Genomic DNA, 24,283 nt, shown 5'->3' on the forward strand with positions numbered 1-24,283 from the left:
TGGTCACCGGAAATCCTGGTGGCGGTGGTCACCCCTTCGCACGTGACCGGTTCGTCGGTGGGGGAGGATGGCCGACATGACTGCAAGTGAAGGTCCCACCATCGGGACGCTGGTCCTGCTGCGACACGGCGAGAGCGACTGGAACGCCAAGAACCTCTTCACCGGCTGGGTCGACGTGGACCTGACCGCCAAGGGAGAGGCCGAGGCGCGTCGTGGCGGCGAGCTGTTGCGGGAGCACAACCTGTCGCCGGACGTGGTGCACACCAGCCTGATGCGTCGGGCGATCCGCACGGCGGAGCTCGCGCTGGACACGGCCGACCGGCATTGGATCGCGGTGCGTCGGTCGTGGCGGCTCAACGAGCGCCACTACGGCGCCCTCCAGGGCAAGAACAAGAAGCAGACCCTCGACGAGTACGGCGAGGAGCAGTTTATGCGCTGGCGCCGCTCGTACGACACGCCGCCGCCGCCGATCGCGGACGGAGACGAGTGGTCGCAGGTTGGTGACCCGCGCTACCGGCTGCTGCCGACCGAGCTGATGCCGCGGACGGAGTGCCTGAAGGACGTCGTCGAGCGGATGCTGCCGTACTGGTACGACGCGATCGTGCCGGACATCCTGGCTGGCCGGACGGTGCTGGTGGCCGCGCACGGCAACTCGCTGCGCGCGCTGGTCAAGCATCTGGACCAGATCAGCGACGAGGCGATCGCGAAGCTGAACATCCCGACCGGGATCCCGCTGCGGTACGACCTCGACCCGCAGCTGCGCCCGATGACGCTCGGCGGCACCTACCTGGATCCGACGGCGGCGCGGGATGCCGCCGCGGCGGTGGCGAACCAGGGTCGCTGACCTGGGCCGAGCGACCCCGGCGGCACCGGGCCCTGGGCAGGGAACGCCCTGGTGAACGAGGTCGGACGGAGTGGTGAACATCCGCGAAAGTGAGCACAATTCGTCCTGCTCTGTTCGGATGTTGGGTTAACCAGGACCTAGGATCGCCCGGTGGAGTGGGTAGTGGCGGTCGCGGTGGCCGTGGGAATGGCGGTCGGCATGCTGCTGACCCGGCTGGTCCTGGCACGGCGAGTCGGATCGACCTTGGTCGGGAGCCATCAGTCCGGCTCCCCTCGGCCCGGGGGGAGGTCCGCGATAGCCGGCGGTTCACCGTCCGGCCTTGGTCGCCGGACGATCGATTCCCTCCGGGTCGGCGTCGTGGTGCTCGCCGACGACGACGGGCCCGTCCTGGTCAACCCGGCAGCCCGGGCGATGGGGCTGCTCCGCGCTGGCGGCACGCCGGGCACGGTCGCCGCCCATCCGTTGATCCGGACCCTCGCGGGGCAGGTGCGGCGGACCGGCGTACGTCGAGAGATCCAGCTGGACCTGCCCCGGGGGAGCGACGGCGTCGCCGCGGAGAACCCGCTCGGCGTGCACCTGCGGGCGGTCGGTCTCGGCGGCGGCCACGTCGCCGTGGAAGCCGTTGACGTGACCGAGGCGCACCGGCTGGCCCGGGTCCGGCGAGACTTCGTAGCCAATGTGAGTCACGAGCTGAAGACCCCGATCGGGGCGCTCCAGCTCCTCGCCGAGGCGTTGCTGGACGCGACCGAGCCGGTCGACGAGGAAGAGCCGGACCTCTCCGAGGATCTGGTCGCCACTCGCCGGTTCGCCGAACGGATCCGACATGAGTCGACCCGGCTGGGTCGGCTGGTGCAGGAGTTGCTGGAGCTGACCCGGCTCCAGGGCGCCGACCCGCAGCCCGCGCCGGAGCCGGTCGCCGTGGACTGGGTCGTCGGCGAGGTGGTGGACCGGACCCGGACCGGCGCCAGCGCCCGCCGGATCGACGTGGTGGTGGACGGCGAACGGGGACTGACGGTGTACGGCAGTGACACCCAGCTGGCCACCGCCGTGTCGAACCTGGTCGAGAACGCCATCAACTACTCGGGTGAGGGCACCACCGTCCGGATCACGGCCCGGCGCGACGACGAACACGTCACAATCGCCGTCACCGACCAGGGCATCGGGATCGGCCCGAGCGACGTGGACCGGATCTTCGAGCGCTTCTACCGGGCCGACCAGGCCCGATCCCGCGCGACCGGCGGCACCGGTCTCGGGCTCGCCATCGTCAAGCACATCGCCAGCAATCACGGCGGACGGGTGGAGGTCGCGAGCACCCCCGACGAGGGTTCGACGTTCACCCTCCGGTTCCCCGCCCGTCGCCCGGACGACCTCTTGGTGATACCGCCCTCGGCTGAGATCGAGGCCGAACCGGCCGAGTCTCAGCAGACGTGACAGTGAAAGGAAACCTCCGTTGAGCCGCGTTCTGGTGGTCGAGGACGAGGAGTCGTTCTCCGATGCCCTGTCCTACATGCTCCGTAAGGAGGGCTTCGAGGTTTCGGTTGCCGCGACTGGCCCCTCCGCCCTCACCGAGTTCGACCGGACCGGTGCCGACATCGTGCTGCTCGACCTGATGCTGCCCGAGATGTCGGGCACCGAGGTGTGCCGGCAGCTCCGGCAGCGGTCGCACGTGCCGATCATCATGGTCACCGCCCGGGACAGTGAGATCGACAAGGTGGTCGGGCTGGAGATCGGCGCCGACGACTACGTGACGAAGCCGTACTCGCCGCGGGAACTCGTCGCCCGGATCCGCGCTGTGCTGCGCCGAAAGAGCGTCGAAGCGGTGGAGACCGGTGCGGCGACGTTGGCCGCGGGCCCGGTTCGGATGGACATCGAGCGGCACGTGGTCACGGTTGGCGGGGCCCCGGTGCAACTGCCGTTGAAGGAGTTCGAGCTGCTGGAGTTGCTGCTGCGCAACGCCGGTCGGGTGCTCACCCGGGGCCAGCTGATCGATCGGGTCTGGGGGGCCGACTATGTCGGTGACACGAAGACCCTCGACGTACACGTCAAGCGGCTGCGTTCCAAGGTCGAGCCGGAGCCGTCCGCTCCCCGGTACATCGTCACCGTGCGGGGTCTGGGCTACAAGCTCGAGCCGTGACCGGACGTCCGCGCTGCCCACTGCGGCGCTGCCCGGCCCCGCGCTGCCCGGCCCCGCGCTGAACAACCGTGCGTGGCTCGGTCGTGTGCGGCTCGGTCGTGCCTGGCCGGGCGTGCCCCCGGCCCGCGCCGTGCGTGGTCAGTCCGGGTCGGCCGGGTGCGGGGCGACCAGCCCGTGCCGGGCGCGGGCGGCACACAACGCGGCCAGCTCGGTGTACGCGGGCGCACCGATCAGGGCGGTCAGCTCGGGGGCGTACGAGACGTACATCGGTTCGGCCGCCACGTGCGCGTCCCGGGACGAGGTGCACCACCAGTCCAGGTCGTGCCCGCCGGCGCCCCAGCCGCGACGGTCGAACTCCCCGAGCGTGGAGAGAAGTATCTTGGTGCCGTCCGGGCGCTGGACCCACTCCTGCTCGCGGCGGATCGGCAGCTGCCAGCAGACATCCGGCTTGTACTCCAGCGGGTGGGCGCCGTCGCGGAGCGCCTGGGCGTGCAGGGCGCAGCCCACTCCACCGGGAAAGTCGGCGTCGTTGAGGAAGACGCAGGGGCCGTCGGGCCGGGTGGCCGTCCGTCGGGCGGGCGTCTTCTCGTCAACCGTGTCGGTCTCGGTCCAGTTCTTGAAGCCCCGCCGGTGGTGCTGCCAGGTCCCCGGGGTCAGCCGCTGGACCGCCGATCGGACCCGCTGTTCGTCGTCGGAGTCGGTGAAGAACGCGCCGTGCGAGCAGCAGCCGTCGGCGGGGCGGTCGGCGCTGATGCCGTGACAGCCGCGCCCGTAGACGCAGGTCCACCGGGACAGCAACCAGGTCAGGTCGGCCCGGATCAGGTGGGTGTCGTCGGCCGGGTCGCCGAATTCGATCCACTCCCGGGGGAAGTCCAGCGGGACCTCCCGACCGCGTGGATCGTCCGGCCGCCTACGGAGCTCGATCTGCCCTCTCACCTGACCAGCGTACGCGCCAGCGGTTGGCTGGCCCGGTGCGCCGCGGCCGGATGTTGCCTCTAGGGTTTGCCTCATGCGGCTGGGCGTCCTTGATGTCGGATCCAACACGGTGCACCTGCTGGTGGTGGACGCTCACCGGGGCGCACACCCCTGGCCGGCGCACTCGGAGAAGGCGGTGCTGCGACTGGCCGAAAAGATCGGCCCGGACGGCGCGCTCACCACCGCCGGCGCGGATTCCCTGGTGCGGGCGGTTGCCGCCGCGAAGGAGTCCGCAGTCGGACTGGGCACCGACGATCTGATCGCGTTCGCGACCTCCGCGGTTCGGGACGCCACCAACTCGGAGGCGGTGTTGGCCCGGGTCCAGGCGGAGACCGGGGTTCGACTGGAGGTCCTCACTGGTGCCGATGAGGCCCGGATGACCTTCCTCGCGGTGCGCCGCTGGTTTGGCTGGTCGGCCGGGCGGTTGCTGGTGCTCGACATCGGCGGCGGCTCGCTGGAGATCGCAGCGGGCATCGACGAGGATCCGGACGCCGCGGTGTCGTTGCCGCTGGGCGCTGGCCGGCTCACCCGCCGCCATCTCCGGGTCGCCCCGGGTAGTACCACCCCGCCCGGCGCTGAGCAGGTGGAGAAGCTGCGGGCGTACGTGGACGGCCAGCTCGACGCGGTGGCCGGGGAGCTGAACAAGGTGGGCTGGGAGCGTCCGGTCGCCACCTCGAAGACCTTCCGGACCCTGGCCCGCCTCGCCGGGGCGGCTCCCTCCGGGGCGGGCGTCTGGGCCCGCCGGCGGCTCACCCGGGCCGGGCTGCGGCAGGTGCTCGGGTTCATCCGGCACATTCCCCCGGCACAGCTCGTCGAGCTCGATGGGGTCAGCGTCGGCCGGGCGCATCAGCTGTTGGCCGGCGCGGTGGTCGCCGAGGCGGCGATGCGCCGGCTGGACATCGGCACGCTGGAGATCTGCCCGTGGGCGTTACGGGAGGGAGTGATCCTGCGCCGGCTGGATCAGCTTGCGCCGATGTGAGGTCCCCTCGGCAGTCAGCGCTATTTGCTGGGACTCGTCCTGAAGATCCCGATCGGTGCCGGCTACTCTCGATGCTGTGCCTTCCCGAGTTCCGGTTCTCCTGTCCACCTCGTCGGTCTTCCCCGAGCGGACCGCGGCGGCGTTTCAGCTGGCTGCGACGCTCGGTTACGACGGCGTCGAGGTGATGGTCTGGACCGACGCCGTTAGCCAGGACGCTGGCGCACTCGCCGGACTCGCCAAGCACTACGGCGTGCCGGTGCTCTCCGTGCACGCCCCGTGTCTTCTGGTTACCCAGCGGGTGTGGAGCGCCGACCCGTGGGAGCGGTTGCGTCGTTCCGGCGAACTAGCCGAGGAGTTGGGTGCGCCGACCGTGGTGGTGCACCCCCCGTTCACCTGGCAGCGGGACTACGCCCGTAACTTCGCCGAGGGCTTGGACGAGGTCACCGGGCGGTTCGATGGCATCAGTTTCCCGGTCGAGAACATGTATCCGGTGCGGATGGCGGGGCGGCAGTTCGTCCCGTACGCCCCGGGCTGGGACCCGACCACGACGGGATATCCCTCCTACACCCTTGACCTGTCGCACTGCGCCGCATCCCACACCGACGCGCTGGAGCTGGCCGACCGGATGGGCGCCGGCCTCGCCCACGTTCACCTGGGCGATGGCACCGGGGAGGGGCGCGACGAACATCTCGTCCCCGGGCGGGGGACCCAACCCTGCGCCGAGCTGCTGCGCTCGCTCGCCAGCCGAGGCTTCGCCGGCTCGGTGGCGGTGGAGGTGTCAACCCGGCGGGCGAAGAGCCGCGCGGTCCGGGAGGCGGACCTACGGGCGGCATTGGCCTTCGCTCGCCAGCACCTCGATCCGCCGGCTGCGACCCGTGCCGGGCCGGAACCGGTGCGGCGGGGCGACCGGGAAGCCGAGGAGTAGCCGGCGGAGACCGCCGCTCAGCGCACCGTGGTCAGGTTGTCGGCCGGGGTGGTGGACTGCGCCGCCACGGCGACCCGGTCGCGGATCGCGGCCCGCTTGCGGGCCCGATGCGCCGCCACGTGGGAGCGGGTGGCGCAGCGTTCCGAACAGAACCGCCGGCAGCAGTTCGACGAGGTGTCCAGATAGACGTTGCCGCACCGCTCGTCCGCGCAGACCCCGAAGCGGGCGCTGCCGTACTCGCAGAGCCACACCGACAGCCCCCAGACCGCGCCGGCCAGGTACTCGGCACTCACCGAGGATCCGCGGCTGGTGACGTGCACGTGCCAGTCACTGGAGTCGTGCCCGGAGATGCGCGGCTGCACCGGGTACGCCTCCAGCAGCGCATTCAGCTCGGCGACCGCTTGGACGTCCCGTCCCGACGTGCCGTATTCGAAGACATCGCGAAGTCGCTTCTGTGCCCGTCGAAAGATCGAGAGATCTCGTTCCGACACCTCGTCCCGCATCCACGAGATGTCGTCAGGGAAGAGCGAACGGAGGGCGTCGAGGTCGTCCAGCCGGAGATTGATCAGATCAACTCCGGTCCGGGCGTACGCGTCGAAGTTCACGTCACCCACCGTAGACGACTTCCCGGGCATGCGGCGTGTCGATGTAGCGCGATGTGACGGCACCGCCGTTTTGCTGCTATGGGCGCTACTCTTCAGCCCATGCTTCGTACCGTAATTCTCGCTGCGGCCCGGTCATCGCGGTGCGAGCGGCTCGTCGCGACAGCCCCAGTCACTCGGAACGTGGTGCACCGGTTCGTCGCCGGTCCCCGACCCGAGGACGCGTTGCGGGTCACCCGCGCCCTCGTTGCCGACGGGCTCACGGTCACCCTCGACAACCTCGGTGAGGACACCGTCACGCCCGAGCAGGCCAGCGCCGTTCGCGACGAGTACGTCGGCCTGTTGGAGTCGCTCGCCGCCGACGGGCTCACCCCCGCCGCCGAGGTCAGCGTCAAGCTCTCCGCGCTCGGGCAGACCTTCGACGAGCAGCTTGCCTACGACAACGCCCGGGCGATTTGCGCGGCGGCCGAGGCCAGGGGCACCACGGTCACCCTCGACATGGAGGACCACACCACCACCGACTCCACCCTGGACATCCTCGTCAAGCTGCGCGCGGACTACCCGTCCACCGGGGCGGTGCTCCAGGCGTACCTGCGCCGGACCGAGTCCGACTGCCGGCAGTTGGCCGGCGCCGGTTCCCGGGTCCGGCTCTGCAAGGGCGCGTACCGGGAGCCCGAATCGGTGGCCTTCCAGTCCGCTCGGGACGTGGACCGGTCCTACGTACGCTGCCTGAGCATTCTGATGGCCGGGGCCGGCTACCCGATGCTGGCCACCCACGACCCCCGTCTGATCGCGATCGGTGAGGACCGCGCTCGCTGGTTCGACCGGGGGCCGAACCAGTTCGAGTTCCAGATGCTCTACGGCATCCGCTCCGCCGATCAGGCTCGCCTGATCGGTGACGGATACACCGTGCGCACCTATGTGCCGTACGGCGAGGAGTGGTTCGGCTATCTCATGCGTCGCCTGGCCGAGCGACCCGCCAATCTGGCCTTCCTCGCCCACGCCCTGATGGGTCGGTAGCCGGGACCTGTTGGGCCGGTGGCCGCGCCCGGTTGGGCCGGTGGCCGGGGCCTTGCGGCGGTCGTGATCTACCGGTGTCGGGCTCCGACGGGCGCCCTGACACACTGGTGCCGCTCCCAGCACGGAGCCCCGATCCGCGTCCGGAAGCTTCGGGGCGATCGTCCGGTGGCACCGGTGGCGCCACCGGCGCCACCGGGCTCCGTGGGGGCCGAGCGGGGCGCCGTGCGGCTGACGGTGGGGCCCGCCAGGACGCCCCTGGTGTGAATCGTGATGGTTTGTCCGAAGGGATCGCGCCGGTCACATTGGCCCCGCTACCGTACGGGTAACACGCGCGTCGCTGGTCCGGCGGAAGCCCCGTCGGGATAGCACGCGCCGGGCATGGGATGGGCGGTGAGCCATGGCCGGGTCGCGATCCGACGGTCAGCTGTCGGAGGTCAGGTTCCTCACCGTCGCCGAGGTGGCGACGGTCATGCGGGTCTCGAAGATGACGGTCTACCGCCTGGTGCACGGCGGCGAGCTCGCCGCCGTCCGGGTCGGTCGGTCGTTTCGCGTCCCCGAGCACGCGGTGCACGAGTATCTGCACGGTGCTTTTCAGGAAACCGCCTGACCGCCCGTCCACGGGGCGGGAAGCGGCCGTGATGACCGGCATTGAGGGGCCGCGTTGGTCCTGCTGAGGCTTCCCGGCTACCCTGGACCCGACCGTGACCACAGATGCGCGCCGCCGCCCGTCCCGCAGGTCCGGTCCGTTGTCCGCAAGCGGACGCCGGTGTCATCCGGTCCGCCCCGCACATTGCATCGAAAGGCTGTCGTATGGGCTCGGTGGTCAAGAAGCGCCGCAAGCGCATGGCTAAGAAGAAGCACCGCAAGCTGCTGCGCAAGACCCGCGTCCAGCGTCGCCGTCTCGGCAAGTGATTCGGTGCCGGGTTGGTCCCGGCACCGTCATCACTTGCCAGCTGTCGACCCTCGGAGGCTTAGGTGATCAAGCCGCGGATATTACGGCTCGGTCCCGCCTGCCGGGGACGGTGTGCGGCATGACCCCCGGTGGCCCCTCCGGCGCCCCGGGGGTCGTCGTCGTGACCGGGGTCAGTCGCTACCTCGGCGCCCACGTCGCCGCGCGGCTCGCCGCCGACCCGCGGGTCGGGCGGGTCCTCGGAGTCGACCCATCCGATGCGGGTGGGGAGCTCACCGACCTGCTCAACGGGGTCGAGCGGGTCCGGGTGGATGCTGGTTCGATCGGTGGCCTCCTCGCCGACCTCGACGTTGACGCGGTGGTGCACCTGGCCCTGGTCAGCGCTCCCGACCCGCAGCACGGGGGCCGCGCGGCCATGAAGGAGCAGAACGTCATCGGCACGATGCAGCTGCTCGCCGCCGCGCAGCACGCGCCCCGGCTGCGCAAGCTCGTGATCCGCTCCTCGACCGCCGCATACGGCGCGTCCTTCCGTGACCCGGCGGTCTTCACCGAGGAGACCGAGCCGCGGGAGGTACCGCGCGGTGGCTTCGGCCGGGACATCCTGGACATTGAGGGGTACGTGCGGGGTTTTCGTCGCCGCCGCCCCGACGTAACCGCCACCGTGCTGCGGTTCGCGCCGTTCATCGGCTCGACCGCCGACACCACGCTCACCCGCTACTTCGCCCAACCGCTGGTGCCCACCGTGTTCGGCCGCGACCCGCGGCTGCAGTTCCTGCACTTCGAGGATGCGCTGGAGGTGCTGCACCGGTCGGTCGTGCTGGACCATCCCGGCACCTACAACGTCGCCGGCCCCGGGGTGCTGGCGCTCTCCCAGGCCATCCGGCGGGCCGGCCGGGTCGCGGTGCCGGTGCTGGAGCCGGGCCTGTCCGGGGCCGCCGCGCTGGCCCGTACGCTCGGCTTCGGCCGCTACGGGCTGGACCAGGTCGACCTCTTCGTGCACGGTCGCGTCGTGGACACCAACCGGCTCGAGCGGGAGTTCGGCTTCACCCCGCGCTCAACCGCTGCCGCCTTCGACGACTTCATCCGCGCTCACCGTAACGGGATCGTGGTGACCCGGGAGCGGCTCGCCGCCGCCGAGCAGCTGGTGCTCGACGGGGTCCGGCAGGTCCGCTCCGCCGCCGGGGAGCGGTCGTGAGCGGCGGGGTGGTCTCCGAGCAGCCCGGCGACCACTGGGACCGGAAGGTGGCGAGCGGGCTGGCGTTTCTGCGCGGACGCCTCGCTGGCGACTACGAGGTGGACGAGTTCGGCTTCGACCCGCAGCTGACCGAGTCCGTCTTTCATCCGCTGCTGCGACTGCTCTACCGAGACTGGTTCCGCACCGAGGTCACCGGGCTGGAGCATGTGCCCGACGTGGGGGCGGGCCTGGTGGTGGGCAACCACTCCGGCACCGTGGCCCTGGACGCGCTGATCCTCTCGGCGGTGCTGCACGACCAGCACCCCCGGCACCGGTTTCTCCGGCTGCTCGGCGCGGACCTCGTCTTCCGGATGCCGGTGGTGTCGGCGGTGGCCCGCAAGGGCGGCGGCACGGTCGCCTGCAACCCGGACGCCGAGCGCCTGCTCGACTCCGGTGAGTTGGTCAGCGTCTTCCCCGAGGGCTTCAAGGGCATCGGCAAGCTCTACGCGGAGCGCTACAAGCTACAACGATTCGGTCGGGGTGGCTTCGTCTCCGCGGCGTTGCGCACGGGTACCCCGATCGTGCCGGTGGCGATAGTCGGGGGCGAGGAGACCTATCCGATGCTCGCCGATGTGAAGCCCCTCGCCCGGCTGCTGAAGCTGCCATACTTCCCCGTCACGCCGACCTTCCCCTGGCTCGGCCCGCTGGGCATGGTGCCGCTGCCGAGCAAATGGATGATCGAGTTCTGCCCGCCGATCGCCACCGAGCATCTGACCGACTCGGCCGATGACCCGATGGTCGTGTTCAACCTCGCCGACCAGGTGCGGGAGATCATTCAGCAGACCCTGCACCGGCTGCTGGAGCAGCGGCCGGACCCGTTCGGCCCCTGACCAGGGGCGCCACCAGCGGCGAGCCCGCGGGCGTCCTGGCCGGGGTCATCACGCTGAACAAGCTGGTCGGTCCGGCGCTCGGTGCCGTGCTCTTCGCAGCCGGTCGGTCCTGGCCGTTCGCCACCAACACGGTTCTCCTCGCGGCCGGGCTGCTGTTGGTGTCCCGGGTGTCGCTGCCACCGCGGGTGCGGGAATCGGCGGGTCAGCACCGTGCTCTGCGGCAGGACATCGTGGCCGGGTTCCGCTGGACCGTTCGTCATCCGGCCGTTCGGACGCTCTGTCTGACCGTCCTGGTCTTCAACATCACCTACGGCGCCGCCTGGTCCATCCTGGTGCTCTACGCCGAGGCGCGGCTCGGCCTCGGTGCCGTCGGCTTCGGCCTGATCAGCACGGCGTTGGCGGCCGGCGGGCTGCTCGCCACCGTCGGGTACGGCCGGCTCACCCGCCGGGTGAGCCTCGGGGGCGTCATGCGGGCCGGGCTGATCATCGAAACCCTCACCCACCTCGGTCTCGCCGTGACCACCTCGCCCTGGGTCGCCTCGGCTATCCTCTTCGGCTTCGGGGCGCACGCGTTCGCCTGGGGCACCACCGCCCTGACCATTCTGCAGCGGGCGGTTCCGATCTACTTTCAGGGTCGGGTCAACAGCATCTACACCATGAGTGGGTTCGGCGGGCTGGTTGTCGGCGCGGCCCTTGGTGGCCCGCTGGTCACCCTCCTCGGGATGACCGGTCCATTCTGGTTCGCCTTCGCCGGCTCGGCGCTGCTCGTCGGGGGGCTGTGGCGTCAGTTCGGCCACATCGCCCACACCGACGACCCGACACCGACCCCGGTTCCGGCCGGGTCAACCACCCACTGACGGTGGCGTGGACGTCTTGGCGGGGGAGCCTACGTCCGGAGGGACGAGCGGCGGCGGTGCCGGGCCAGCCCCGCGGTGACTGCCCCGGCGACTAGCCCGACGGCGGCGGTGGAGGGGACGGCGATCTTGACCGCCCGACGTCCGGTACGGAAGTCCCGTACCTCCCATCCGCGTCGGCGGGCCTCCCGCAGCAGCGCGGAGTCCGGGTTGACGGCGACCCCGCGGCCGGCCGCGGCGAGCATCGGCAGATCATTGGCGGAGTCGCTGTAGGCGGTGCAGCGGGACAGGTCCAGCCCCTCCGCCGCGGCGAGTCGGGTCACCGCCTCCGCCTTCGCGGGCCCGTGCATCAGGTCGCCGACCAGCCGTCCCGTGTACGCGCCGTCAACCACCTCGGAGACCGTTCCGATGGCACCGGTGAGCCCCAGCCGGGCGGCGATCACCCGGCCGATCTCCACCGGCGCAGCGCTGACCAACCAGACCCGTTGCCCGGCGTCGAGGTGGCCCTGGGCGAGTTGGCGGGCGCCGGCCCAGATCCGGGGTGCCATCAGCTCATCGAAGATCTCTTCGGCGAGGCGCTCCACCTCCTCCACCCGCCAGCCCTCGACGAACGCGAGAGCGGCCTCCTTGATCTGCGACATGTCGCCGACATGCTCGGTGGCGAGCACCCGGAACCGTAGCTGTTGCCAGGCGAATCGGAGTAGGTCGCTGGTGGTGACGTAGTTGCGCGCGGCGAGTCCACGGGCGAACCAGTAGATCGATGCTCCTTGCATCATGGTGTTGTCCACGTCGAAGAAGGCGGCCGCGGCCCGATCCGGCGGCGGGATCGACACGCCGCCGGCCGAGCTCCCCCCGGAGATGTGACCACGGGTATCGGTGTCGACGGGCACCTTTCGGCTGGCCACGTGCTCCCCTCCATCCGACCGGCGCACCGTGCGCCACCTGGCGAGGGTAGCCGGGCGGCTGACCGAGGCGGGCCCGCAACCGGGCAATCGACCCAGGTGTGCGGTGGGCCGGCGGCGGTTGTTGGCGCCTTGGGTGGAGCGGGGCCGGCCCGCCGCGGGCGGTGTCAGCGGTCGGCGGGGCAGCTCGCCGGAGTGGGGCCGAGCGTGTCGCTGCCGCTCGGCGCGGGCAGGCCACAGCCGATGGCGGCGCGCAGCGCGTCCGAGCGCCGAAGGGCGTCGTCGAGGAGCGCGAGTGAGCGCTGGGTGCGGTCGCGGTCGGCGCGGGTTCCGTCGCCCAGGAGTTCGTTGACCGCCGTACGCTGCGCGGCGACGAAGGTGTTGACCACGTCCAGCGCCGTCAGGTCGGAGTCCTGTACCGCGGCGGTGGTGAGCAGGCGTACGCCCTGGCGGGTGTCGGCGTCCATGTCGTCCAGGACGCCGCTGTAGCCGGCCCGGTCGCCGGGCAGTTGGGCCGCCTCGCTCAGGCGGGTCCGCGCGAAGTCCAGGAAGAGTTGCCCACGGCTGTGGTCCGAGCCGGTCAACGCGAGCTGGGCGCGCTCGGTCGACCGCTTCATCCCGTACAGTGCGTCGCCGGGTACCGCGTTCTCGCTGGCCGCGGAGATGCCGGAGACGGCGACGGCGCCGGTCGCGATGCCGATCAGGATCGCGCCGCGGGCCCGGGCCCGCCGCGCGGTAACGGAGGGCAGGAGGAAGGAGCGGTTCGGCGCGGGGCGATGTTCCGCCCGGTCGGTGGTGGCCGCCGGGGCAGGCCGACCGAGGCCCTCGCGTTCGGCGGTGGCCAGCAGCATGGCCCGTAGGCCGGTCCGGAACTCGGTGCTGACCTCGACCGTCGGGGCGGCGGCACCGAGCTGCTGCCCGACCGCGACGAGGTCGGTGAGCTTTTCGTCAACCCGAGATCGGACGTGGTGTCGTCGGCCGCCGTTTGCTTCGTCGAGAAGTTGCGCGAAGCGCTCGGCGCGCCGACGGGAGACAAAGAGGTCGCTGTTCACCGCTGGCACCTCCCTCGCTGGGCGCGGCCGGTCGGCCGCGATCGTCACCGGCGACCGGGGACGGGCGGGCGTCGCGGGAGGCTCGAGGCCGGCGGTTGGGGCCGGACCCGAGACCCGGGGGACACCGGGACTGCATCGGTCGCACCCGGATGAACGCGCCGCGCCGGGTCGGGGTTACGGGGCCGGTGGCGGAGAAAGCACGGGAAGTAATCGATATCACCGTAGATCGATTTGTCCGGGCGTCACCGCCCCCGCCAGCGTGGTTATGCCCGGAAGCCGTCCGGGAGCAGCCGGGCGAGGGCCCGAACCGCCCGGTACTGCAAGGCCTTGATCGCGCCCTCGTTCTTGCCCATGGCCCGTGCCGTCTCCGCCACCGAGAAGCCTTGGAGGAAGCGGAGCACGATGCACTCCTGCTGCTCCGGGTTGAGCTGCTTGACCGCGCCGAGCAGGGTGACGTTGGTGATGTGCTCGACCACGGCCGCCTCGGGGCTGCCTTCCGGCCCGCGGTCCTCGCGTTCGGCGTCGAGGACGTCACCCGTGGTCACCTCGAGCCGGTAGCGGCCGGATTTGAAGTGGTCCGCCACCAGGTTGCGGGCGATCGTCACCAGCCAGGCCCCGAGGTCTCGGCCCTGCCAGGTGAAGCTTCCGATTCGCTTCAGCGCCCGGAGGAAGGTGTCGGAGGTGAGGTCCTCTGCCAGTTGACGGTTGCCCACCCGGAAGTAGACGAAGCGAAAGACGGTGTCCACATACCGGTCGTAGATCAGGCCGAAGGCCTCGGCCTCCCCGGCCTGTGCGCGCTCGACCAGGGCCCAGATTTCGGTTGCCGGGTCGGACGGGTCGGGACGGCTCGGGAAGCCGGTGGCGGGCGTGTTGGCGGGCAGCGCGGGCAGTACCGCCGTGTCGGTGGCGGTGGAGTCGGTGGTGGTGGATGGGTCGGCGCTCCGGCGGCCCTGTACGGGCATAGCCGGCCGGGCTGGTGCGGCGACCCGGGCCCCGACCGGCTTGGCGTTCGCGCCCGGTGTCCCGCTCCGGGTGGGAGCCTCGTTGGGGTGTGGACGGCTGCGCACCCCGTTTTCGCTCCAGGCGCCGAGCCGGCCGTCAACTCGGGGCCCACGGGGTGTCAATCGTTCATTCGTTGTGGATCGGGAGGGCGGGTCACCCAGGCCGATCGGCCGCTGCGCGTAGCCGAAGGTCGTCATCGGGGCACCTCCGTCGAGCGGCCCGAGTCCCCGGCGTGTGGTTGGGATCGGTCGGGCACGCATGGTTTGGGTAGGGGACGTGCCGGCGCACGGCGAATCCCCTTGAGGTGCTGGTCCAATGCGCTGTCGGGCACGGGGGCCTCCTCGGGCTGAGGGGTTGTTGACTCACGGAAAACGGGGTGAGCCAACCCGAGTGATGATAGGGGTCAACGTCACCCGCGCGTGGCAAGTCCGTTACACAGGGCCAAAGTATTTCCGGTCGTGTCGCACTGCTGCCGGACCAGTTGTCCGTCGTGTGCGGTTGACTTTCGGATTCCCCGGTGTTCCGAGGAGACTCCCAGGTGGATCGGGGGTGTGGAGGGTCGTGGCGCGGTGTGCGCCGGCCGGTCGGAGGGGCGAGATGGCGGCAGTGGCCGCCCACGGTGGCAGGTGGAGGGCGTCCTTGAGTTCACGGCACGTGACGACTCGGTCCCATGGATAGGACGGTCCGAGGTGGGCTCCCGACACCCCGGACGCGCCGCTGGTCGGCGTCCGCCGCGCCGATCGTGGACGTAGTGACGCGCTACAACCCGCCTCGGCGTCGGTGCGGTCGGCCGTTCGCCGCTGTGCCAGACTCGACGGTTGTGCAGGAGGTGGCCGGTGCCGGTGTGAACGCTTCTCCGCCCGAGGGGAGGCGGGTGCCCGCCGGGTCACCCAGGTGTGGCGCAGGGCGGTACGGGGTGTGCCGCACCCCGCCAACGGCGAAACTGTCCACGCGTACGCGCCGCAAGACACTGCTCCGGTCGTCGGGCCGGGGCCGTCCCGACGGAGGAGACCGATGCGTGAACCCCGCCTCACCCTGATCACCCGGCCTGATTGCCACCTCTGCGAAGACGCGAAGGCGGCGCTGGAACGGGTGGTGTCGGTCACCAACGATCGGTGGGTGGAGAAGGACGTCACCGACGATGTGGAGCTGGAGCGCGAGTACGGGGACCGGCTGCCGGTGGTGCTGCTCGACGGCAAGGAGCACGGCTACTGGCGGGTCGAGGAGGAGCGGTTGCTCCGTGACCTGACCACCCCTCAGCTCTGAGGGTGCCAGGTAGGGTGCGGCGATGAGTTCTGCGCACCCGCACCTGGTCTGGGACTGGAACGGAACCCTGCTCAATGATCTGGACCTGATCGTGGCATCGACCAATGTCGCCTTCGCCAGCGTCGGTGGGCCGTCGGTGACCGCCGACGAGCATCGGGTTCGGTTTCGGCGGCCGATCGCCGACTACTACGCCGAGGTGCTCGGGCAGGCCGTGGACGAGGCGGCGTTCGGCCAGCTAGACAAGATCTTCCACGAGGCGTATCTGGACGGGCTGACCACCTGTGCGCTGGCGCATGACGCGGTGGACGCGATTTCGTCCTGGCCCGGGAACCAGTCGTTGCTGTCCATGTGGTTCCACGCGGCTCTGGTGCCAACTGTGCAGACCTACGGACTGACCAAGCACTTCCTGCGGGTGGACGGGCTCCGGACTGAGGTCGGTGGTGACCGGAAGGCCGAGTCATTGACCCGGCACCTGGCCGAGCTGGGGCTGGACGGCCGGGACGTGGTGCTGATCGGCGACTCGCTCGACGACGCCGAGGCGGCCCGATCGGTCGGTGGCCGCGCGGTCCTCTACGCCGGGGGTCTCACCGACCCCACCCGGCTGCGGGCCTCCGGCCATCCGGTCGCGGAGACCCTCACCGAGGCGGTCGCCCTGGCCCACTCGCATTGATCATGGGCCCGGCTCAGCCGCGGAGGTAAGCCAGGACAGCGCGAACCCGGCGGTGCTGCCCGACGTCGGGTGGGAGGTCGAGCTTGGTGAAGATGTTGCGGACGTGCTTCTCGACCGCACCGTCGGTCACCACCAGAGTGCGGGCGATCGCGGTGTTGGAGTGGCCCTCGGCCATCAGACCCAGTACGTCGCGTTCGCGCGGGGTCAGGGCCCGCAGCGGATCGTCGCGGCGGCGGCGGGCGAAGAGCTGGGTGATCACCTCGGGGTCGAGGACGGTGCCCCCGGCGGCGACCCGGTCCAGCGCGTCGAGGAACTCGTCGATCGCGGCCACCCGGTCCTTGAGCAGGTAGCCGACGCCGACCCCGGTGGCCAGGAGGTCGTCGGCGTAGGACACCTCGACGTACTGGGAGAGCACCAGGATCGGCGCCGCCGGCACCAGCGCACGCGCTTGGACGGCAGCTCGGAGCCCCTCGTCGGTGTGTGACGGCGGCATTCGTACGTCAACGATCGACACGTCGGGGTGGTGGGTGACCACCGCCTGCACCAGGGCATCGCCGTCACCGACGGCGGCCACCACCTGATGGCCGCGTTCGGTGAGGAGTCGAATCAGCCCTTCTCGGAGCAGGACGGCATCATCAGCGATCACGATCCGCATGGCTGTGTTCCTACCACTTTCCGGTCGTCGCGGGGAGCTCGGCCCGGATCGCGGTGGGGCCGCCGGCGGGACTGGTCACATGGAGCTGCCCGCCGGCTGCCCGGATCCGGTCCGCGATGCCAACCAGCCCGTGCCCCTTGGCCAGGTGCGCGCCGCCCTGGCCGTCGTCGTCGATGCCGACCCGCAGTCGCCGTCCGGCCCGCTCCACGAATACCCGGCACTCGGTGGCCCGGCTGTGTTTGGCGACGTTGGTGAGCGCCTCGGCGACCACGAAGTACGCGGTGCTCTCCACCGCTGGGTCGAGCCGGCCGCCGGGCTCGCCGAGCGCGGTGTCAACCTGCAGCTCGATCGGGATCAGCCCGCGCCCGGCCAGCGCCGCGAGGGCGCTCGGCAGTCCGCGGTCAACCAGGATGGGCGGTGCGATGCCCCGGGACAGCGCACGCAGCTCGCTGAGGGTCTCCCGGGTCTGGCCAACCGCCTCGTCGAGCGTGTGCCCGGCCGCCTCCGGGTTGCTGGTGAGCTGATCGCGGGCCCGGCTGAGGTCCATCGCGAGTCGAACCAGCCGTTGCTGTGGCCCGTCGTGGATGTCTCGCTCCAGCTTGCGCAGCGCATTCGCCTCGGCGGAGGCGGCTGCTCGTTTCTGTTCTTCGAGGGTGGTGATCCGGTTGCGCAACTCGGCGACCCCGGTGAGCAGAGCGCGGGCCAGGCCACCCTCGGTCCGCGCGCACGCGCGGACTACCAGCGGCAGGGTGAGCAGGGCGAAGACACCAATGGCGGTGTTCAGGAAGATGCGGGCACCGGCGCCATCGCCCATCCCGAGGAGTTCGCTGAGGGACACGCTGTCTGCGTCGTACGGAATGTACCGATCATATGCTGCGTAGTAGATGCCGGCGAGTGCCAGTACCCACCAGCAGACCAGGATGACGAAGGCCGGCACCGCCACCAGTAGCTTGCTGAATGCGTGGAGCAGGTCGAGCCACGACTGCGGATCGCGTACCGGTGCCAGGACCCGGCGCCAGAAATTGGCATCCGGATCGGGGCCCCGGTAGACGGGGCGGATCCGAGGCGCGCTCAGTACGGTGGGCAGCCGGAGCCGTTCGATGTCGGCCAGCACCCGGACGGCGTAGAACGTGCCGGCCAGGACCGGCAGGCCCAGCGTGGTCACCAGCAGGCCCAGGCTGAGGGTGAACCCGGTGACGGCCACCACGAAGCCAGCCACGGCGAGAGGTAGGCCGGAGAGTACGTAGCCCGAGTCGCGCAGGAGTTGGCGGAGCAGGTTGCGCAGCGGGTGGGAAGCGGGGGTGGCGGCCCCGCGGGTGGCGGTCATACCCCGAGGCTAGGCAGTGCGACCGAACCAACCCATCCTGCCTGCCGCCGAAAGTCTGGAGGTGCTGGCGCTACCACGCCCGTTGCTGGCGCTGGTGTTACCACGCCCAGCGGGAAGTGGGCGACGCGCCCCCCGTGTGATTGGTCAGAGAAGTCTTAATTGAGTAATAATCGCCGGACGGCGTGGGCGAAGTCGAGACATTGATCTTGTGGAACGGGGGGGCCGGGTGGAGTCGCGTCGTGGGCGACCAAGATCGCGATTTGTGCGTGTCTTCACAAGCGCTTACTCTGTAGTTCCGACCCGCCCCGCTAGCACAGCCGGTCTCCTCGGTGGCCAGCGGGAGTCCCGACCCGGCCCGGCGGAGTTGGCCCAGGATCCCACCGCACGGAGTTTCATGAGTCAGCACCGCCCGCCCGGCGCGCCCGAACGCCCTGTCGCCGTGCCGGCGTTGCCGGACCTGCCGGAGGCGACCGTCGCCCGGCTTCCCGAGTATCTCCGGGCCCTGCACAACCTGGCCGAAAATGGTCATGAGACGGTCTCCAGTGAGTGGTTGGCCACGGCTGCGGGAGTCAATTCCGCCAAACTCCGCAAGGATTTGTCGCACCTTGGTTCCTACGGCACCCGGGGTGTTGGCTACGACGTAGCCCTGCTGATCGATCAGATCGAGTACGTCCTGGGGCTAACTCAGCGGCGGACGGTCGCCCTGGTCGGGGTGGGTAACCTCGGTCACGCCCTCGCTGGCTACGACGGTTTCGCCACCCGTGGCTTCCGCATCGCCGCGCTCTTCGACTCCGACCCCGTTCGGGTCGGTGAGGAGATCAATGGTCTGGTCGTCCGGCACGTGGACGAGCTGTCCCGGGTCGCCACCGAGGAGTCGATCGCGATCGGTGTGATCGCCACCCCGGCCGCCGCCGCGCAGCGGGTCGCCGACCGGCTCGTCGCCGGCGGAGTCACCAGCATCCTGAACTTCGCGCCCTGCGTGCTGACCGTGCCGGACGGGGTTGACGTACGTAAGGTCGACCTCGCCGTCGAGCTGCAGATCCTGTCCTTCCACGAGCACCGTAAGGCGTCCCTGACCGCACTTCCCGCCGCCGGCGAGGCCCCCCTCACCCCATTGCCGGGTAGCCTCGCCGCCACCGACCCCCAGGAGGCGATCGGCACGTGAAGCTGCTAGTCGTCGGCGCGTCTTACCGCACCGCCCCGGTCGCCGCTCTGGAGCGACTCACGGTCACCCCCGCCGACCTCCCCCGCGTCCTGACCCGCCTGGTAGCGCAGCCGTACGTGAGTGAGGCCGTGCTCGTCTCCACCTGTAACCGGGTGGAGGTGTACGCCGTCGTGTCCGGTTTCCACGGCGGCCTCGGCGACATCTGTGCCGTCCTGGCCGAGCCGACGGGCTGCCAGCCGACAGCCCTCGCCGACCACCTGTACGTGCACTTCGACGCCGCGGCGGTCAACCACGTCTTTCGGGTCGCCGCCGGGCTGGACTCCATGGTTGTGGGCGAGGCCCAGATCCTCGGCCAGCTCCGGGACGCGTACCACTGGGCATCTGGGGCGGAGACCGTCGACCGCCTGCTGCACGAGCTGATGCAGCAGGCCCTGCGGGTGGGGAAGCGAGCCCATTCCGAGACCGGTATCGACCGGGCCGGGCAGAGCGTCGTCACTGCCGCGCTCGGCCTCGCTGCCGAGCTGCTCGACCGGGACCTGGCCGGCCGCCCCGCGCTGGTGGTGGGGGCGGGAGCGATGGGCTCGCTGGGCGTGGCCACCCTCTCCCGGTTGGGTGCCGGGCCGGTCACCGTGACCAACCGGGGTGCCGACCGAGCGGTCCGGCTGGCCGAGTCGTACGGCGCGACCGCCGTGCCGATCGCCGACCTCACCGAAACGCTTTCCACAGTGGATATCGTAGTGGCTGCCACAGCCGCCCCCGAGGCGGTCCTCACCCGGTCGGTGGTGACCCAGGCACTTGCTGGTCGGGACCCATCCCGGGGGCCGCTGGTCCTGCTCGACCTGGCCGTCCCGCGGGATGTCGAGCCGGGCGTGGCCGAGCTGCCCGGCGTCCAGGTGATCGACATCGACCGGATGGCGGCACTGGTCGCCGACGGCCCCGTCGCCGCCGACGCCGCCGCGGTGGAGCAGATCGTCGCCGCCGAAGTTGACGCCTTCCTCACCTGGCTGCGAGGAGCTGACGTCGCGCCGACCGTGGCCGCGCTGCGGGGGCGTGCCGACGACGTGGTCGCCACGGAGCTGGGCCGGCTCGGCCAGCGTCGCCCGGATCTGACCGACGAACAGCGGGCCGAGGTCGCCCGGACGGTGCACCGGGTCGTCCAGCGCCTGCTGCACCAGCCGACCGTACGGGTCCGCCAGCTCGCCGCCGAGCCCGGCGGCGACCAGTACGCGGCGCTGCTGCGTGAGCTCTTCGACCTGGAGGTGCCGCAGACCTCCGCGGTCGGCACCGTCCCCAATGTGGTGGTGTCCGACATCGATCCCCAGTTCGGCGGCGACGCCGAGCCGCTGTCCACCGGAGGTGAGTGATGAAGGTCCCCCTACGTCTCGGTACTCGGGGCAGCGCCCTGGCGATGGCCCAGTCCGGGCAGGTCGCGGCGGCCCTCACCGCGGCCACCGGCACCCCGGTGGAGCTGGTCGAGGTGGTGACCACCGGTGACCGCTCGACGGCCCCGGTGCACCAGCTCGGTGTCGGTGTGTTCGTCTCCGCGCTCCGGGACGCCCTCGCTGCGGGCAGCATCGACTTCGCGGTGCACTCGTACAAGGACCTGCCGACCGCGGCGGCCCCCGGCCTGTACGTCGCCGCCGTCCCAGCCCGGCAGGATCCCCGGGACGCGCTTGTGGCCACCGACGGTCGTACCCTCGCCGAGCTGCCGCCCGGCGCCCGGGTCGGCACCGGTGCGCTGCGGCGTATCGCCCAGCTGCACGCGCTTGGGCTTCAGCTCGAGGTCCAGCCGATCCGGGGTAACGTCGGTACCCGGCTGGGGCGGGTGCTCGGGCCGGAGGCCGACCTGGACGCGGTGGTCCTGGCCCGGGCCGGGCTGTCCCGCCTGGGTCGCACCGACACGATCACCGAGACGCTCGATCTGATGCTGATGCTGCCCGCTCCCGCCCAGGGGGCGCTGGCAGTGGAGTGTCGGTCCGACGATTCGGCTCTGGTCGAGCTGCTCGCGGTACTCGACCACGCACCGTCCCGCGCCACGGTCGTCGCGGAGCGGGCGCTGCTCGCCACCCTGGAGGCCGGGTGCAGTGCCCCGGTCGCCGCCTACGCCGAACTCGCCGAAGGCGACGTCGGTGAAGAGATCTACCTGCGCGGGGCGGTGATCAGTCCGGACGGAACTCGTGACCTCCGGCTGTCCCGCACCGGAACGCCCGCCGACGCGGTGGAGATCGGTAAGGCCCTCGCCACTGATCTTCTCGACCTCGGCGCCGACTCGATCCTCGGCCAGCAACGGAACCTTGGCCCGGGGACCCAGCAATTTGGGAGCACAGTATGACCCGCACCCGTAAGCCCGTAGGCCGCATCGTGTTCGTCGGGGCCGGTCCCGGCGATCCGGGCCTGCTGACCCGCCGGGGATACGACGCCCTGGTCAGCGCCGACCAGGTGGTATATGACCGGGGAGTCCCCGAGGCGCTGCTCGATGTCGTCCGCGCCCAGGCGAAGCAGGAGGCTCAGCTAACCCTGGCCGAGGGCGGGTCGGGCGACGTGGCGAAGGTCCTGATCTCGGCGGCCCGCTCCGGGCTGAACGCGGTGCACCTGGTCGCCGGTGACCCATTCGGCCACGACGCGGTGGTCCGGGAGGTGCAGGCGGTCGCCCGCACCGCCGGCCAGTTCGAGGTGGTCCCGGGCGTCGGCCAGGCCGAGGGGGTGGCGACCTACGCGGGTGTGCCGCTGCCCGGGGTCCGGACGGCGGCCGACGTCGAGGATGTCACCACGCTCGACTTCGAGGCGCTGGCCGCCGCCGTCACCCGGGGTCCGCTGGCCCTCGCGGTGGACGCTGGTGACCTCGCCGCGATCCGGGACGGGTTGCTCGCCGCCGGAGTCGACGATGCGACCGCGGTCGGCGTGACCGGCGACGGCACCGGCGAGACCCAGTACACGACCACGTCGACGGTGGAGTCCTTCGTCGCGGCGGCGCTCGGGTTCACCGGCCGGGTCGTGCTCACTCTCGGCGAGGGCGTCGGCCAGCGGGACAAGCTCAGCTGGTGGGAGAACCGCCCGCTGTACGGCTGGAAGGTGCTCGTCCCGCGGACCAAGGAGCAGGCGGGGGTGATGAGCGCCCGACTGCGCGCGTACGGCGCGATCCCCTGCGAGGTGCCGACCATCGCGGTCGAGCCGCCGCGTACCCCGGCGCAGATGGAGCGGGCGGTCAAGGGACTGGTCGACGGCCGGTACGCCTGGGTGATCTTCACTTCGGTGAACGCGGTCCGCGCGGTCTGGGAGAAGTTCGCCGAGCACGGCCTCGACGCGCGTCACTTCGGCGGTGTGAAGATCGCCTGCATCGGCGACGCGACCGCCGACGCGGTGCGCGCCTTCGGAATCCGGCCGGAGCTGATCCCCGCCGGGGAGCAGTCCTCGGAGGGGCTGCTGGCCGAGTTCTCGCCGCACGACGAGGTGCTCGACCCGGTCGGTCGGGTGCTGCTGCCGCGCGCCGACATCGCCACCGAGACACTCGCCGCCGGGCTCACCGAGCGCGGCTGGGAGGTTGACGACGTGACCGCCTACCGGACGGTCCGGGCGGCGCCGCCGCCGGCCGAGATCCGCGACGCGATCAAGTCGGGTGGGTTCGACGCGGTGCTCTTCACCTCGTCGTCCACGGTCCGGAATCTGGTCGGCATCGCCGGGAAGCCACACGCGCGTACCGTTGTTGCGGTTATTGGGCCCAAGACGGCGGAGACCGCCACCGAGTTCGGCCTTCGGGTTGACGTGCAGCCACCGCACGCCTCGGTCCCCGACCTGGTGGAGGCGCTGGCCGGCTACGCCGTCGAGCTGCGCGAGAAGCTCGCCGCGATGCCGGCGAAGCAGCGGCGCGGCTCGAAGGTGCAGGGGCCGACCGCCCTCCGGTTCCGCTGACCCTGGAGGACCCGTGCCGTATCCCGAGATGCGACCCCGACGGCTGCGCCGTAGCCCGGCCCTGCGGCGGCTGGTCGCCGAGACTCGCGTCGACCCGGCCGAGCTGGTCGTGCCGATGTTCGTCAAGGAGGGGTTGACCGAGCCCCGGTCCGTGCCGTCCCTGCCGGGGGTGCTTCAGCACTCCCGGGAGTCGCTCCGCAAGGCCGCGGTGGCGGCGGCTCAGGCCGGGGTCGGCGGGATCATGCTCTTCGGGGTTCCGGCCGACCGGGACGAGCGCGGCTCCGGTGGGGCCAACCCGAACGGCATCCTCAACGCGGCCATCCGGGACGTCGTCTCCGAGGTGGGCGACGCCACCGTGGTGATGAGCGACCTCTGTCTGGACGAGTTCACCTCGCACGGGCACTGCGGTGTGTTGGCGTCCGACGGGTCGGTGGCGAACGACGCCACCCTCGCCGCCTATGCCGAGATGGCGGTGGCGCAAGCCCAGGCCGGGGTGCACGTGGTCGGGCCGTCCGGAATGATGGATGGTCAGGTCGGCGCGGTTCGGCGGGCGCTGGACGCCGCCGGCCACCAGGACGTGACCATCCTCGCCTACGCGGCGAAGTACGCGTCCGCGTTCTTCGGCCCGTTCCGGGACGCGGTGGAGTCGACACTGGACGGCGACCGTCGGACCTACCAGCAGGATCCGGCGAACCTGCGGGAGTCCCTGCGCGAGGTGGCGCTGGATGTGGCCGAGGGCGCCGACATGGTGATGGTCAAGCCGGCGCTGCCGTACCTCGACGTGGTCGCGGCGGTCCGGGCCGCCGTGGACGTTCCGGTCGCCGCCTACCAGGTCTCCGGCGAGTACGCGATGGTCGAGGCGGCTGCCGCGAACGGCTGGATCGACCGTGAGAAGGTGATGCTGGAGACGCTCACCTCGATCCGTCGGGCCGGAGCCCAGATCATCCTCACCTACTGGGCGGTCGAGGCCGCGCAACTGCTGCGTCAGCGCTACTGACGCCGCCGCGCCCGGTCGGCCCATCGCCGCC

Annotated in this window: 24 protein-coding genes and 2 pseudogenes; 19 read left to right on the plus strand and 7 right to left on the minus strand. The window is 71.1% G+C overall.

Annotated elements, in window-relative coordinates:
- Positions 1-76 precede the first annotated feature (76 nt).
- From K228_RS0116420 to K228_RS0116430, 3 genes are all read left to right on the plus strand, one after another.
- Entirely contained in the window at positions 77-844 is a 768-nt protein-coding gene (locus K228_RS0116420) for a phosphoglyceromutase (RefSeq protein WP_025619415.1), read from the plus strand.
- 150 nt (positions 845-994) lie between these two features.
- Positions 995-2,275, plus strand: coding sequence for a sensor histidine kinase (locus tag K228_RS0116425; RefSeq protein ID WP_025619416.1), 1,281 nt, complete (start codon positions 995-997; stop codon positions 2,273-2,275).
- 19 nt (positions 2,276-2,294) lie between these two features.
- On the plus strand, positions 2,295-2,978 hold the full coding sequence (locus K228_RS0116430) for a response regulator transcription factor (RefSeq protein WP_025619417.1): 684 nt from the start codon (positions 2,295-2,297) through the stop codon (positions 2,976-2,978).
- Between the two features lie 138 nt (positions 2,979-3,116).
- Here K228_RS0116430 and K228_RS0116435 read toward each other — a convergent pair whose 3' ends face one another.
- Positions 3,117-3,914, minus strand: coding sequence for a DUF3109 family protein (locus tag K228_RS0116435; RefSeq protein WP_025619418.1), 798 nt, complete (start codon positions 3,912-3,914; stop codon positions 3,117-3,119).
- Between the two features lie 73 nt (positions 3,915-3,987).
- Here K228_RS0116435 and K228_RS0116440 point away from each other — a divergent pair, with 73 nt between their 5' ends.
- Positions 3,988-4,932 carry a Ppx/GppA phosphatase family protein gene (locus K228_RS0116440; protein WP_025619419.1) on the plus strand — a complete coding sequence of 315 codons (945 nt, stop codon included), beginning with the start codon at positions 3,988-3,990 and terminating at the stop codon, positions 4,930-4,932.
- Positions 4,933-5,008: 76 nt separating this feature from the next.
- Positions 5,009-5,857: a sugar phosphate isomerase/epimerase family protein gene (locus tag K228_RS0116445; RefSeq protein ID WP_025619420.1), complete on the plus strand. Its 849-nt coding sequence runs from the start codon at positions 5,009-5,011 to the stop codon at positions 5,855-5,857.
- A gap of 17 nt (positions 5,858-5,874) precedes the next feature.
- On the opposite strand, the gene K228_RS0116450 is transcribed toward K228_RS0116445, so the two are convergent.
- Positions 5,875-6,462, minus strand: coding sequence for a CGNR zinc finger domain-containing protein (locus K228_RS0116450; protein ID WP_025619421.1), 588 nt, complete (start codon positions 6,460-6,462; stop codon positions 5,875-5,877).
- Between the two features lie 99 nt (positions 6,463-6,561).
- Here K228_RS0116450 and K228_RS0116455 point away from each other — a divergent pair, with 99 nt between their 5' ends.
- The 7 genes and pseudogenes from K228_RS0116455 to K228_RS0116480 form a co-directional block, all read left to right on the plus strand.
- Complete coding sequence (locus K228_RS0116455) at positions 6,562-7,479, plus strand: proline dehydrogenase family protein (protein WP_025619422.1); 918 nt, start codon at positions 6,562-6,564, stop codon at positions 7,477-7,479.
- A 56-nt stretch (positions 7,480-7,535) separates the two neighbouring features.
- Positions 7,536-7,700: pseudogene (locus K228_RS30420) on the plus strand (ABC transporter ATP-binding protein); the annotation flags it as partial.
- 176 nt (positions 7,701-7,876) lie between these two features.
- A complete protein-coding gene (locus K228_RS0116460; protein WP_025619423.1) occupies positions 7,877-8,086 on the plus strand; it encodes a helix-turn-helix domain-containing protein in 210 nt (69 codons plus the stop codon).
- A gap of 203 nt (positions 8,087-8,289) precedes the next feature.
- A complete protein-coding gene (locus K228_RS27310) occupies positions 8,290-8,391 on the plus strand; it encodes a 30S ribosomal protein bS22 (protein ID WP_007465623.1) in 102 nt (33 codons plus the stop codon).
- A gap of 119 nt (positions 8,392-8,510) precedes the next feature.
- Positions 8,511-9,584: an NAD-dependent epimerase/dehydratase family protein gene (locus K228_RS0116470; RefSeq protein ID WP_025619424.1), complete on the plus strand. Its 1,074-nt coding sequence runs from the start codon at positions 8,511-8,513 to the stop codon at positions 9,582-9,584.
- On the plus strand, positions 9,581-10,453 hold the full coding sequence (locus tag K228_RS0116475) for a lysophospholipid acyltransferase family protein (protein ID WP_025619425.1): 873 nt from the start codon (positions 9,581-9,583) through the stop codon (positions 10,451-10,453). The genes K228_RS0116470 and K228_RS0116475 overlap by 4 nt, the downstream gene beginning before the upstream one ends.
- 26 nt (positions 10,454-10,479) lie before the next feature.
- Positions 10,480-11,310: pseudogene (locus K228_RS0116480) on the plus strand (MFS transporter); the annotation flags it as partial.
- A gap of 29 nt (positions 11,311-11,339) precedes the next feature.
- On the opposite strand, the gene K228_RS0116485 reads toward K228_RS0116480, so the two are convergent.
- The 3 genes from K228_RS0116485 to K228_RS0116495 form a co-directional block, all read right to left on the minus strand.
- Entirely contained in the window at positions 11,340-12,212 is an 873-nt protein-coding gene (locus K228_RS0116485) for an HAD family hydrolase (RefSeq protein ID WP_025619427.1), read from the minus strand.
- 164 nt (positions 12,213-12,376) lie between these two features.
- Positions 12,377-13,261 carry a DUF5667 domain-containing protein gene (locus K228_RS0116490; RefSeq protein WP_025619428.1) on the minus strand — a complete coding sequence of 295 codons (885 nt, stop codon included), beginning with the start codon at positions 13,259-13,261 and terminating at the stop codon, positions 12,377-12,379.
- A 263-nt stretch (positions 13,262-13,524) separates the two neighbouring features.
- The gene (locus K228_RS0116495; RefSeq protein ID WP_025619429.1) at positions 13,525-14,460 is read right to left on the minus strand and encodes an ECF subfamily RNA polymerase sigma factor, BldN family; all 936 of its coding nucleotides are present in this window, start codon (positions 14,458-14,460) and stop codon (positions 13,525-13,527) included.
- Positions 14,461-15,277: 817 nt separating this feature from the next.
- Between K228_RS0116495 and K228_RS0116500 the strand changes: the two genes are divergently transcribed.
- Together K228_RS0116500 and K228_RS0116505 are read left to right on the plus strand one after the other, a co-directional pair.
- The gene (locus K228_RS0116500; RefSeq protein WP_025619430.1) at positions 15,278-15,529 is read left to right on the plus strand and encodes a glutaredoxin family protein; all 252 of its coding nucleotides are present in this window, start codon (positions 15,278-15,280) and stop codon (positions 15,527-15,529) included.
- Between the two features lie 22 nt (positions 15,530-15,551).
- Complete coding sequence (locus tag K228_RS0116505; RefSeq protein WP_025619431.1) at positions 15,552-16,199, plus strand: HAD family hydrolase; 648 nt, start codon at positions 15,552-15,554, stop codon at positions 16,197-16,199.
- A 13-nt stretch (positions 16,200-16,212) separates the two neighbouring features.
- Here K228_RS0116505 and K228_RS0116510 read toward each other — a convergent pair whose 3' ends face one another.
- Both K228_RS0116510 and K228_RS0116515 read right to left on the minus strand, forming a co-directional pair.
- Positions 16,213-16,854 (minus strand): response regulator, encoded by a 642-nt coding sequence (locus K228_RS0116510; RefSeq protein ID WP_025619432.1) that lies wholly within the window; start codon positions 16,852-16,854, stop codon positions 16,213-16,215.
- Between the two features lie 10 nt (positions 16,855-16,864).
- Positions 16,865-18,181: a sensor histidine kinase gene (locus K228_RS0116515; RefSeq protein WP_025619433.1), complete on the minus strand. Its 1,317-nt coding sequence runs from the start codon at positions 18,179-18,181 to the stop codon at positions 16,865-16,867.
- Positions 18,182-18,575: 394 nt separating this feature from the next.
- Between K228_RS0116515 and K228_RS0116520 the strand changes: the two genes are divergently transcribed.
- From K228_RS0116520 to hemB, 5 genes are read left to right on the plus strand one after another with little or no spacing between them, the layout of a single operon-like run.
- Entirely contained in the window at positions 18,576-19,346 is a 771-nt protein-coding gene (locus tag K228_RS0116520) for a redox-sensing transcriptional repressor Rex (RefSeq protein ID WP_025619434.1), read from the plus strand.
- Entirely contained in the window at positions 19,343-20,710 is a 1,368-nt protein-coding gene (locus K228_RS0116525; RefSeq protein ID WP_025619435.1) for a glutamyl-tRNA reductase, read from the plus strand. The genes K228_RS0116520 and K228_RS0116525 overlap by 4 nt, the downstream gene beginning before the upstream one ends.
- A complete protein-coding gene (gene hemC / locus K228_RS0116530; protein ID WP_025619436.1) occupies positions 20,710-21,678 on the plus strand; it encodes a hydroxymethylbilane synthase in 969 nt (322 codons plus the stop codon). Before K228_RS0116525 ends, hemC begins: the two co-directional genes overlap by 1 nt.
- The gene (locus K228_RS0116535; protein ID WP_025619437.1) at positions 21,675-23,255 is read left to right on the plus strand and encodes a bifunctional uroporphyrinogen-III C-methyltransferase/uroporphyrinogen-III synthase; all 1,581 of its coding nucleotides are present in this window, start codon (positions 21,675-21,677) and stop codon (positions 23,253-23,255) included. The genes hemC and K228_RS0116535 overlap by 4 nt, the downstream gene beginning before the upstream one ends.
- 13 nt (positions 23,256-23,268) lie before the next feature.
- On the plus strand, positions 23,269-24,252 hold the full coding sequence (gene hemB / locus K228_RS0116545) for a porphobilinogen synthase (protein WP_025619438.1): 984 nt from the start codon (positions 23,269-23,271) through the stop codon (positions 24,250-24,252).
- Positions 24,253-24,283 lie beyond the last annotated feature (31 nt).

The sequence above is a fragment of the Salinispora cortesiana genome (assembly GCF_000484695.1).
In the GTDB taxonomy this organism is placed as follows: domain Bacteria; phylum Actinomycetota; class Actinomycetes; order Mycobacteriales; family Micromonosporaceae; genus Micromonospora; species Micromonospora cortesiana.